At 62.9% G+C, this 10,960-nt stretch carries 11 protein-coding genes; 5 read left to right on the top strand and 6 right to left on the bottom strand.

Annotated features, from left to right (window positions below):
* From IVB32_RS13930 to IVB32_RS13905, 6 genes are all read right to left on the bottom strand, one after another.
* Positions 1 to 556, bottom strand: a 556-nt coding sequence (locus IVB32_RS13930) for a site-2 protease family protein (protein WP_247410645.1), incomplete at its 3' end; no start/stop codon positions are given.
* Positions 557 to 717: 161 nt separating this feature from the next.
* Complete coding sequence (locus tag IVB32_RS13925) at positions 718 to 1,110, bottom strand: GFA family protein (RefSeq protein WP_085362164.1); 393 nt, start codon at positions 1,108 to 1,110, stop codon at positions 718 to 720.
* A 7-nt stretch (positions 1,111 to 1,117) separates the two neighbouring features.
* Positions 1,118 to 1,864 carry an SDR family NAD(P)-dependent oxidoreductase gene (locus IVB32_RS13920; protein WP_018459249.1) on the bottom strand — a complete coding sequence of 249 codons (747 nt, stop codon included), beginning with the start codon at positions 1,862 to 1,864 and terminating at the stop codon, positions 1,118 to 1,120.
* Positions 1,865 to 1,879: 15 nt separating this feature from the next.
* The gene (locus IVB32_RS13915; protein ID WP_247297562.1) at positions 1,880 to 2,611 is read right to left on the bottom strand and encodes an SDR family oxidoreductase; all 732 of its coding nucleotides are present in this window, start codon (positions 2,609 to 2,611) and stop codon (positions 1,880 to 1,882) included.
* Between the two features lie 113 nt (positions 2,612 to 2,724).
* Complete coding sequence (locus IVB32_RS13910) at positions 2,725 to 4,554, bottom strand: IlvD/Edd family dehydratase (protein WP_247369212.1); 1,830 nt, start codon at positions 4,552 to 4,554, stop codon at positions 2,725 to 2,727.
* A 122-nt stretch (positions 4,555 to 4,676) separates the two neighbouring features.
* Entirely contained in the window at positions 4,677 to 5,777 is a 1,101-nt protein-coding gene (locus tag IVB32_RS13905) for a LacI family DNA-binding transcriptional regulator (RefSeq protein WP_247297558.1), read from the bottom strand.
* A 202-nt stretch (positions 5,778 to 5,979) separates the two neighbouring features.
* On the opposite strand from IVB32_RS13905, the gene ugpC reads away from it, so the two are divergent.
* From ugpC to IVB32_RS13880, 5 genes are all read left to right on the top strand, one after another.
* Entirely contained in the window at positions 5,980 to 7,041 is a 1,062-nt protein-coding gene (gene ugpC / locus IVB32_RS13900) for a sn-glycerol-3-phosphate ABC transporter ATP-binding protein UgpC (RefSeq protein ID WP_007592328.1), read from the top strand.
* 78 nt (positions 7,042 to 7,119) lie between these two features.
* A complete protein-coding gene (locus IVB32_RS13895) occupies positions 7,120 to 8,433 on the top strand; it encodes an ABC transporter substrate-binding protein (RefSeq protein ID WP_018459245.1) in 1,314 nt (437 codons plus the stop codon).
* Between the two features lie 66 nt (positions 8,434 to 8,499).
* Positions 8,500 to 9,447 carry a sugar ABC transporter permease gene (locus IVB32_RS13890; protein ID WP_007592324.1) on the top strand — a complete coding sequence of 316 codons (948 nt, stop codon included), beginning with the start codon at positions 8,500 to 8,502 and terminating at the stop codon, positions 9,445 to 9,447.
* A 2-nt stretch (positions 9,448 to 9,449) separates the two neighbouring features.
* Positions 9,450 to 10,325, top strand: a complete 876-nt coding sequence (locus IVB32_RS13885; protein WP_007592322.1) for a carbohydrate ABC transporter permease — start codon at positions 9,450 to 9,452, stop codon at positions 10,323 to 10,325.
* A 78-nt stretch (positions 10,326 to 10,403) separates the two neighbouring features.
* Positions 10,404 to 10,960: NAD-dependent epimerase/dehydratase family protein (locus IVB32_RS13880; RefSeq protein ID WP_247410614.1), on the top strand; the 557-nt coding region annotated here is incomplete at its 3' end.

Below are 10,960 nucleotides of genomic sequence, written 5' to 3'. Positions count from 1 at the left end.
AGCCGATCAGAATCAGCATCCCGAACGGCTCGAGCCGCGCCAGCGGGAGGGCGAGCGGCCGGGGCAGCAGCCCTACCGCGACGCGCCCGCCGTCGAGCGGCGGAATCGGCATCATGTTGAACACCGCCAGCACCGCGTTGATCAGCAGTGCGTTCTTGAGATTGTCAAAGATCCATTGCGCCGAGTTCGCTGGGGCCCAGGGCAGGGCGTGCAGGGCAAGAGCTGCGGACAGCGCCAGCAGGATGTTGGTGGCGGGCCCGGCCAGCGCCACCCAGACCATGCCGAGTCTGGGGTCGTTGAGCTTGCGGAAATTCACCGGCACAGGCTTGGCATAGCCGAACAGGAATGGCGAATGCGCGAACAGCAGCATCGCCGGCAATATCAGCGTGCCGAACGGGTCGATGTGGCGGAGCGGGTTGAAGCTGACACGGCCGAGCTGCCATGCGGTATCATCACCGAGACGATGTGCGACGAAGGCGTGGGCAGCCTCGTGGAAGGTGATGGCGAGCACCAGCGGCAGCACCCACACCGAGAGGTCATACAAGGAAATGTTCACGGCTCGTCCGTCCCGGTTTGCCTGCGGTCTTGCAGCCGACCCAGCCAACCGGTGGTGCAGCAACGCGTCACCCCAACATAGGGTGGGCGGTCCCGAAATGCCACGCCGCAAATGATCGGCGAGACCAGCGGCCGTGACGTGGAGCCTTGGCGCCGGATGAGCTACGTCGGGATCGTCCCGTCATATCGGATCATGCCGTCCTCGATCGTCACCCAGCCCATCTTTTCGCTGACCCAGATGTGCTCGGTGGGCACAAACGCGTTGCGATCGTCGAAGGTCGCCAGCGCAACGCCAGCCAGCGTGCCGTTGCGCCGCCAGGCGAACAGGCGCGTGCCGCAGCGCTTACAGAACACGCGGTCGATGTTCTCGGACGACGCATAGCGCTCGGTGTCGCCCTCGACAGTCAGTGCGCGCTGGTCGAATTGCGCGCGGGCGAAGTAGGGCGAGCCCATCGCCTTCTGACAGATGCGACAATGGCAGATGCGGACGTTGAGCGGCTCGCCCTCCGCCTTGAACCGCACCGCGCCGCACAGACATCCGCCTTCTCGGATCATGGCTGCCTCAATAGGTTGCCCGCCCACCCGAGATGTCGAACACGGCGCCGGTCGAGAACGCGCAGTCCTCGGATGCGAGCCAGCTCACCATCGCGGCTAGCTCTTCCACCAGCACAAAGCGCGCTTTCGGGATTTTCGACAGCATGAAGTCGATATGCTGCTGCGTCATCTGGTCGAAGATCGCCGTCTTCGCAGCCGCGGGAGTCACCGCATTGACGAGAATGTCGTGTGCGGCCAATTCCTTGCCGAGCGACTTGGTCAGCGCGATCAGGCCGGCCTTGGACGCCGAATAATGCGAGGCGTTGGGATTGCCTTCCTTGCCGGCGATCGAGGCGATGTTGACGATGCGCCCGTACTTCTGCTTGAGCATCCAAGGCACGATCGCCTTGCAGACGATGAAAGGGCCGTCGAGGTTGATGCGCAGAACTTTCCGCCATTCCTCGAGATCGGTCTCCCAGACCGGCTTGTTGACGCCGGCGATGCCGGCATTGTTGACGAGGATGTCGATCTTGCCGAAGGCGGCCAGCGTCGCGTCGCGGGCCTGCTCGACGGCCGCGGTATCGGTGACGTCGACCTTGAAGACGCAGGTGTTATCGCCGATTTCCTTTGCCGTCTTCTCGGCCAGGGCTGCATCAAAATCCCAGATCGCGACCTTGGCGCCGGAGGCGACGAAGCGCTGAACAATGGCGCGGCCAAAGCCCTGCGCGCCGCCGGTGACGATGGCGACACGGCCGTTGAGATCGATCTTGTTCATGCCGGGCCTCTGGCGTCAGAGCATGTAGCCGCCGTCGACCACGAGGTCGACACCGGTGGTGAAGGCGCTCTCGTCGCTGCCGAGATAGACCGCCATGGATGCGATCTCGTCGGCGGTGCCGAGCCGGCCCATCTTCTGGCGGGAGACGAACATCTCCTTGCCCTGCGGCCCTTGCGCTGCGGCACGGTCGAGCATCGAAGGCGTCTCGACGGTGCCCGGGCAGATGCTGTTGCAGCGGATGCCCTTGGTGATGAAGTCGAGCGCGACCGCGCGCGTCAGCAGCGACACCGCTGCCTTCGAGGCGCTGTAGACATAACGGTTGGCCGGCGGCCGCAGCGCCGCGCAGGAGGAGATGTTGACGATGCTGCCGCCGCCGCCCGCGAGCATGTCCGGCAGGAAGGCCCTGATGGTCCGGTGCATCGACTTGACGTTGAGGTCGAACGAGAAATCAAAATCCTCTTCCGAACACTCCAGGATGGTGCCGTGGTGCACGAAGCCGGCCGCGTTGAGCAGGATGTCGACCTTGCCGACGCGCTTGGCGAAGGCGTTAACGTCGGCGGTGCTGCGCACGTCGAGCTTGGCGACCTCGGCGATGCCTTCCTTGGTCAGGCTCGCGATGCCGCTCTCGTTGATGTCGGTGGCGATGACGGTTGCGCCTTCACGCGCGAATGCAATGGCGCATGCGCGCCCGATGCCTGCCGCTGCAGCCGTGATGACGGCGCGCTTTCCCTTGAGGCGGTCTGCCATTTGTATTCTCCTCGATTTTCTCAGTGCCGTAGCCCGGATGAGCGCGCGAGCGCGATATCCGGGAGCGGATGTCCCGGGTGTCGCTCCGCTCACCCGGGCTACGTGTTCCTAACTCAGTGATTATCCCGCGCTACGCCAAATGTGCCGGCGACGTTCTGATAGCGCGTAGCGAGCTCCATGCAGGCACCGGTCGACTGCTGGCCGACGGTGTTGCGATAAAGCTCCTGCCACGGCGTCTGGTTCGGCGGATGCTTGAAGCCGCCATTCGCCGCCAGTTCGGCGTGGCGCTTCTTCACCTCGTCGTCGGAGATGAGAATGTTGGCACTGCCCTTGTTCAGATCGACGCGTACCTTGTCGCCGTTTCTGAGGATCGCGAGCCCGCCATTGGCGGCGGCTTCCGGCGAAGCATTGAGGATCGAAGGGGAGCCCGAGGTGCCCGACTGGCGGCCGTCGCCGATGCAGGGCAGGGACATGATGCCGCGCTTGATCAGCGCCGCAGGGGGCTGCATGTTCACGACCTCGGCGCCGCCGGGATAGCCGATCGGGCCGGTGCCGCGAATGAACAGCACGCAGCGCTCGTCGATCTCGAGTGAGGGATCGTCGATCCGCTCGTGATAGTCCTCGGGACCCTCGAACACGATGGCGCGGCCCTCGAATGCATTGAGATCGGTCGGGTTGCTGAGGTAGCGATCGCGGAATTCCTTGGAGATCACGCTGGTCTTCATGATCGCGGAATCGAACAGATTGCCCTTCAGCACCAGGAAGCCGGCGTCCTTCACCAGCGGCTTGTCGTAAGACCAGATCACGTCGTTGTCGGGTTTTGGCGCATTGGCGCAGTTCTCGCCGATGCCGCGGCCGTTGACCGTGACCGCGTCCTCGTGGATGCGCTTGTGCTTCATCAGTTCGCGCACCACGGCCGGCACGCCGCCGGCGCGGTGGAATTCCTCGCCGAGATAGAAGCCGGCCGGCTGCATGTTCACCAGCAGCGGCACGTCGTGGCCGACCTTCTGCCAGTCGTCGATGGAGAGCTCGACGCCGATGTGGCGCGCCAGCGCGTTAATGTGGATCGGTGCGTTGGTCGAGCCGCCGATCGCCGAATTGATCACGATGCAGTTCTCGAACGCCTTGCGGGTCAGGATGTCCGAAGGCTTGAGGTCTTCCCAGACCATGTCGACGATGCGTTTTCCCGTCTCGTAGGCGATCTGGCCGCGCTCGCGATAGGGGGCGGGGATCGCCGCACAGCCCGGCAGCGAGAAGCCGAGCGCTTCCGCGAGCCCGTTCATGGTCGAAGCGGTGCCCATGGTGTTGCAATGGCCGACCGAGGGCGCCGATGACGCCACGATCTCCATGAATTCTTCATAGTCAATCTCGCCGGCGGCGAGGCGCTCGCGCGATTTCCAGACGATGGTGCCGGAGCCGGTGCGCTCGCCATTGTGCCAGCCGTTCAGCATCGGCCCGCCCGACAGCACGATCGCGGGCAGGTTGACGGTCGCCGCCGCCATCATGCAGGCCGGCGTGGTCTTGTCGCAGCCCGTGGTCAGCACCACGCCGTCGAGCGGATAGCCGTAGAGGATTTCGACGAGGCCGAGATAAGCGAGGTTGCGGTCGAGCGCCGCGGTCGGGCGCTTGCCGGTCTCCTGGATCGGATGGGTCGGGAATTCCATCGCAATGCCGCCGGCCTCGCGGATGCCTTCGCGGACGCGATGGGCAAGCTCGATATGGTGGCGGTTGCAGGGGGAGAGGTCGTTGCCGGTCTGCGCGATGCCGATGATCGGTTTGCCGGACTGGAGCTCGGCGCGGGTGAGACCGTAGTTCAAATAGCGCTCCATATAGAGCGCGGTCATGCCCGGATTATGCGGATTGTTGAACCATTCCTGCGAGCGGAGGTGGCGGCGAGCGCCCTTGCCGGCGGGGGCATGCCCATTGGTTGGTTTTTTTGTCATTGGTTTCTCCTGCAATGCAAACGCACTGGCGTCCGTTTTATGGTATCGGCTTGTGCGATGCCCAACGGCGCGAGCGACGATTTGCCTGCCCGCTGGCGGGTCGTTTCCTCACAAATCCGATACTAGTCATGGCCACTTGGTAACGCTACCATTTTGTTCGCGACGCCCCCGCCTGAAACGGCTGGCCGGTTGTCGGAACGCCGGGCCGACGAGCTTTGCCGCTCGATCACCTTGAAGCCGAGATCGAGCACCGGGTGCTCCGGGCGCCGTCCGTCGATCGCCTCGATCAACATGCTGGCGGCCGTGTTGCCCATCTCGTAGCGGTTGGTGCGCACGCTCGTCAAAGTCGGGACGGCGGAGGCCATGAATTCGAGATCGTTGAAGCCTACGATCGCGATCTGTTCGGGGATCGCGATCTCGCGGCGCCTGCATTCGAACAGCACACCCAGCGCGAGGTCGTCATTGGCGCAGAACACCGCGTCCATGCCGGGCTCCCGCGCCAGGAGATCGGTGAACAGGGCGCCTCCGAGCGTTACCGAGGTCGGAGTCGCCGTGGTGACGACGAGGCGTTGGTCGAACAGTCCGGCGTCTTTCATGGCCGAGACGTATCCGTCGAGCCGGCGCTGCACCCGCGGATCCATCCGTGCGCCGACGAAACCGATCTTGCGGTGACCTTGCGCGAACAGATGCGCAACCGCCGCACGGGCTGCGTCATAGTGCGAAAAGCCGATCATCATGTCGATCGGATTGGGTCCGATCTCCATGATCTGCACGATCGGGCAGTCGGCGGCATCGAGCATTGCGCGCGATTCCGTGGTCTGGTCGATGCCGGTGACGATCAGCCCGGCCGGCTTCTGCGCAAGAAACAGCCGCAGCAGCTTCTCCTCCTGGAGAATACTGTAGCGTGTGTTGGACAACTGGATCGAGTAACGGCTGTTTTCGGAGGCGTCGTAGATGCCGCGTAGCACGTCGGAGAACACGTTATTGGTCAGCGACGGAATCAAGACACCGATCACCTCGGTGCGCTGCGAGGCCAACGCGCGCGCCGCCAGGTTCGGCACATAGCCAAGCTCCCTGGCCGCGCTTTCGACCCGGGTCCGTTTGGCCACCGACAGCGCCTCGGGATTGCGGAAGAAGCGGGACGCTGTGATCGGGCTTACGCCGGCGAGCTCGGCGACTTCCGCCAGCCGGATTTTGCCTGACTTGGTGCGGTTTCGACCCATTTGCTGCTCTTAACACACTCACTGTCGCAAACAAAGGAACGTTGACAGCGCTACCAGCACGGACTAACCAAAGACAAATTGCCAAAACCGCGCAAACTGCCGACAATGTCGCCCGCTAAGGTTGGGCTTCGTTCGGTGAAGTCTGAAAAAACAAGACGGTCGCGGCGCGAGATGCGTCGTGGACTTTCGAGGAGGGAGCTAGATGTCGTCTGTGCAAATCCGCGACGTGCGGAAATCGTTCGGCAATTTTGAAGTCCTGCACGGCGTTTCGATTCCGATCGAGGACGGCCAGTTCGTCGTCCTGGTTGGTCCCTCCGGCTGCGGCAAGTCGACGCTTCTGCGCATGCTCGCCGGTCTCGAGAACATCACCTCAGGCACGATCTCGATCGGCGACCGCGTCGTCAACAATGTCCAGCCCAAGGAGCGGGACATTGCGATGGTGTTCCAGAACTACGCGCTCTATCCGCACATGACGGTCGGCGAGAACATGGGCTTCTCGATGAAGCTGCGGGGCGAGAGCACCGAGGAGATCAACAAGCGCGTCAAGCGCGCCGCCGAGATTCTGGCGCTGTCGCCGCTGCTCGAACGCTATCCACGCCAGCTCTCTGGTGGCCAGCGCCAGCGCGTCGCCATGGGCCGCGCCATCGTGCGCGATCCGCAGGTGTTCCTGTTCGACGAGCCCTTGTCGAACCTCGACGCCAAGCTGCGCGTCGCGATGCGCACCGAGATCAAGGAGCTGCACCAGCGGCTGAAGACCACGACGGTCTACGTCACCCACGATCAGATCGAGGCCATGACCATGGCCGATAAAATCGTGGTCATGCATGACGGCATCGTCGAGCAGATGGGTACGCCGCTCGAGCTCTACGACAAGCCCGAGAACCAGTTCGTCGCCGGCTTTATCGGCTCGCCGTCCATGAACTTCCTGAAGGGTCATGTGCGGGTCAACGGCGTTGCGACCTTCGAGGGGCCGAATGGCGTCAAGCTGCCGCTCAGGAACGCGCCGGCGGCGTCCGACGGGCGTCCTGTCGTTTACGGCGTGCGTCCCGAGCATTTCACCATCGCTGACGACGGCGCCGATGCCGAGATCGTCGTGGTCGAGCCGACCGGCTCGGAAACGCAGGTGTTTGCGAAGCTCGGTGGTGAGCAGGTCGTCGCAGTCTTCCGCGAACGTCACCAGTTCAACCCGGGCGACAAGGTCAAGCTGAAGCCCGATCCTTCCGTGATTCATCTGTTCGACGAGGCGACGGGCAAACGCGTATAGCGACGCCAAAGAACTGCCAAGCAGAACTGCCCCAATACAAGACGACCCAATACAAATATAAAATTTAGGGAGAGAACGATGAGCGATTTCGACAGGCGAAGTGTGCTTAAAGTCGGTCTGGGCGGCGCGGCGCTGCTGGCCGGCCCGGGCATTGTCCCGGTACGCGCGGCAGAGTGGACCAACACGCCCGAGCCGAACGCTTCCATCCGCGTCTTGCGCTGGAAGCAGTTCATTCAGGCCGAGTTCGACAAATTCGCCGAGCAGACCAAGGCGTTCTCCGAGAAGACCGGCGTCAAGATCAAGCTCGAGGCCGAGAGCTGGGAGGACATCCGCCCCAAAGCCGCGGTCGCCGCCAATGTCGGCGCCGGTCCCGACCTGATCATCGGAACGCTCGATGATCCCCACAAATTCCCGGAAAAGCTGATCGACATGACTGACGTCGCCGACTATCTCGGCGCGCAGTATGGCGGCTGGTACCCGGTTGCCGAACGCTACGGCAAGAAGGGCAACAGCTGGATCGCCATTCCGCAGGGCGCGACCGGCGGCTGCCTGAACTATCGCGTTAGCCACGTGAAGGCCGCCGGCTTCGATGAATTTCCCAAGGACACTGCCGGCTTCCTCAAGCTCTGCCAGGCGCTGAAGAAGAACAACACGCCGGCCGGCTTCGCGCTCGGCCACGCCACGGGTGACGCCAACGGCTGGTGCCAGTGGGCGCTGTGGGCCTTCGGCGGCAAAGTCGTCAATGAAAAGAACGAGGTCGTGATCGACTCGCCGGAGACGATCGCCGCGCTCGAATACGTCAAGCAGCTCTACGAGACCTTCATCCCCGGCGTGCTGTCGTGGAACGACTCGAACAACAACAAGGCGTTCCTCAACGGCGAGCTCAGCCTGACGCTGAACGGCATCTCGATCTGGACCGTCGGAAAGAACTCGACCGATCCGAAGCAGCAGGAGATCGCCAAGGACATGAACCACGCGCCGATGCCGATCGGTCCGGTCGGCGTGTCGACCGAGCAGCAGAACGTGCTGGTTTATTACGGCTACAAGCACTCGAAGTATCCGAAGGCGGTCAAGGAATACATCAAGTTCATGATGGACAAGGCGAACTACGACGCCTGGGAGGTCTCCTCCAACGGCTACGTGTCGCCGCCGCTTCCGGCCTACAACGACAACCCGGTGTGGACGTCGGATCCGAAGATCACGCCGTATCGCGACTGCCTGAAGCGCTGCCGCGACAACGGCTATGCCGGCGATCTCGGCTATGCCTCGGCCGCCGTGATGGGCGACTTCGTCGTCGTCGACATGTTCGCCGAGGCGGCGTCGGGCTCCGTGACGCCGAAGGCGGCAGCCGCACGCGCAGCCGAGCGCGCCAAGCGCTACTATCAGGTCTGATCAGCTCCAATCTACGCGGCGTCCGGTTCGCCGGACGCCGCGACTTTTCGTCGAGGGGAATCCGACATGGCAGTTATGGCCGAGTCCACTGTCGCGCAGGCCAAGCGCAGCAGCTTGTGGACCAGAGCATTCGAGAGCCGGCATTTCCTCGGCGCGATGTTCATGGTGCCGGCAATCGCCATCCTCATCCTGTTTCTGGCTTACCCGCTGGCGCTGGGCTTCTGGCTCGGCATGACCGACACCAAGATCGGCGGCGCCGGGCGCTACATCGGCTTCCAGAATTTCGTCTCGCTGGCGAAGGACTCAGTGTTCTGGCTTTCGGTGTTCAACACCATCTTCTACACGGTCGCCGCCAGCGCGGTGAAATTCGCCATCGGCCTTTACCTGGCGCTGCTGCTCAACGAGCGGCTGCCGATGAAGTCGATGATCCGGGCGATCGTGCTGTTGCCCTTCGTCGTGCCCACGGTGCTCTCTGCGATCGCGTTCTGGTGGATTTATGACAGCCAGTTCTCGATCATCTCCTGGGTGTTGATCAAGGCCGGCCTGATCACGCGCTATATCGATTTCCTTGGCGATCCCTGGAATGCGCGCTGGTCGGTCGTCGCCGCCAATATCTGGCGCGGCGTTCCTTTCGTGGCGATCACGCTGCTGGCGGGATTACAGACCATCTCGCCCTCGCTCTATGAGGCCGCCAATCTCGACGGCGCCACCAATCTGCAGCGCTTCCGCCACATCACGCTGCCGATGCTGTCGCCGATCATCGCGGTCGTGATGACGTTCTCGGTGCTGATGACCTTCACCGACTTTCAGCTCATCTACACCATCACGCGGGGTGGGCCGATCAACTCCACCCATCTGATGGCGACGCTGTCGTTCCAGCGCGCTATCACCGGCGGCAATCTGGGTGAAGGCGCGGCGATCTCGAACGCGATGATTCCGTTCCTGGTCGCGGCGATCCTGCTCAGCTTTTTCGGGCTTCAGCGCTCCCGCTGGCAGCAAGGCGGGAGGGACTGACCATGACCACAGCGGACGACCAAAGCGTCGGAATGGACTACCTCGAGAGCTTCCCGCGGAAGTTTTTTCGGGTCTACCTTCCGCTCGGCCTGATCATCTTCTTCCTGCTGTTCCCGTTCTACTGGATGGCGGTCGCGACGTTCAAGCCGGACGCGGAGATGTACGACTACGAAAAGTACAATCCGTTCTGGATCGTGCATCCGACGCTGGAGCACATCAAGAAGCTGTTCTTCGACACCGACTATCCGCTCTGGATGTGGAACACCGTGATCGTCTCGGTGTCCTCGACCTTCATCTCCCTGTTCGCCAGCGTCTGCGCCGCCTATGCGATCGAACGCCTTCGCTACAAGGGCTCGCGCTATGTCGGCCTTGCGATCTTCCTCGGCTATCTGGTGCCGCCCTCCATTCTGTTCATTCCGCTGGCGGCGATCGTGTTTCAGCTCGGGCTGTTCGACGGCAATTTGGCGCTGATCCTGACCTATCCGACCTTCCTGATCCCGTTCTGCACCTGGCTCCTGATGGGCTATTTCCGCACCATCCCCTATGAGCTGGAGGAGTGTGCGCTGATCGACGGGGCGACGCGGCTGCAGATTCTGATGAAGATCACGTTGCCGCTTTCGCTGCCGGGCGTGATCTCGGCGGGCATCTTCGCCTTCACGTTGTCCTGGAACGAGTTCATTTACGCGCTGACCTTCATCTCCTCGTCCGAAAACAAGACGATCCCCGTCGGCGCGATCACCGAGCTCGTCAATGGCGACGTCTACCACTGGGGGGCGCTGATGGCGGCGGCTCTGACCGGCTCGGTTCCCGTAGTTATCCTTTATTCCTTCTTCGTGGAGTATTATGTGTCGGCGATGACCGGCGCCGTGAAGGAATGATCGCGGGGCCTGCCTCGAGAGCGCGCCAGGACGAATCGCCGAAATCGGCGCGTTCCGGCCAATAAAAGGAGTAGGCTCTTGCACATTCTGGTTCTGGGCGCCGCCGGCATGGTCGGCCGCAAATTGTGCGAACGGTTGTCGCGCGACGGCCGGCTCGGCAAGAGCGACATCACCAAGCTGACCATGCATGACGTGGTCGAGCCGAAGGCGCCGGAAAGAGCCGGGTTTGCCGTCGAGACCGTGTCGAGCGATTTCGCCGTGCCGGGTGCGGCCGAAAAGCTGATCGCCGGCCGTCCGGACGTGATCTTTCATCTCGCCGCGATCGTCTCGGGCGAAGCCGAGCTCGATTTCGACAAGGGCTACCGCATCAATCTCGACGGCACGCGAATGCTGCTCGATGCCGTCAGGCTTGCAGGCGGCGGCTACAAGCCGCGCGTGGTCTTCACGTCCTCGATCGCGGTGTTCGGCGCGCCGTTCCCCGATGCGATCGGCGACGAGTTCTTCCACACGCCGCTTCTGAGCTACGGTGCGCAGAAGGCGATCGGCGAATTACTGCTGGCCGACTATTCCCGCCGCGGCTTCCTCGATGGCATCGGCATCCGCCTGCCGACCATCTGCATCAGGCCCGGCCTGCC

This window comes from Bradyrhizobium sp. 23 (assembly GCF_023073295.1).
GTDB lineage: Bacteria > Pseudomonadota > Alphaproteobacteria > Rhizobiales > Xanthobacteraceae > Bradyrhizobium > Bradyrhizobium canariense_D.
Note: the sequence above shows the minus strand (reverse complement) of the source record. Positions and strands in the feature narration are given on the sequence as shown.

What these genes read in the sequence shown, in the direction of transcription:
- IVB32_RS13925 (WP_085362164.1), bottom strand. Translation starts at nt 1,110, where the DNA reads ATGATCCGAGAAGGCGGATGTCTGTGCGGCGCGGTGCGGTTCAAGGCG.
- IVB32_RS13890 (WP_007592324.1), top strand. Translation starts at nt 8,500, where the DNA reads ATGGCAGTTATGGCCGAGTCCACTGTCGCGCAGGCCAAGCGCAGCAGC.
- IVB32_RS13920 (WP_018459249.1), bottom strand. Translation starts at nt 1,864, where the DNA reads ATGAACAAGATCGATCTCAACGGCCGTGTCGCCATCGTCACCGGCGGC.
- IVB32_RS13885 (WP_007592322.1), top strand. Translation starts at nt 9,450, where the DNA reads ATGACCACAGCGGACGACCAAAGCGTCGGAATGGACTACCTCGAGAGC.
- ugpC (WP_007592328.1), top strand. Translation starts at nt 5,980, where the DNA reads ATGTCGTCTGTGCAAATCCGCGACGTGCGGAAATCGTTCGGCAATTTT.
- IVB32_RS13895 (WP_018459245.1), top strand. Translation starts at nt 7,120, where the DNA reads ATGAGCGATTTCGACAGGCGAAGTGTGCTTAAAGTCGGTCTGGGCGGC.
- IVB32_RS13905 (WP_247297558.1), bottom strand. Translation starts at nt 5,777, where the DNA reads ATGGGTCGAAACCGCACCAAGTCAGGCAAAATCCGGCTGGCGGAAGTC.
- IVB32_RS13915 (WP_247297562.1), bottom strand. Translation starts at nt 2,611, where the DNA reads ATGGCAGACCGCCTCAAGGGAAAGCGCGCCGTCATCACGGCTGCAGCG.
- IVB32_RS13910 (WP_247369212.1), bottom strand. Translation starts at nt 4,554, where the DNA reads ATGACAAAAAAACCAACCAATGGGCATGCCCCCGCCGGCAAGGGCGCT.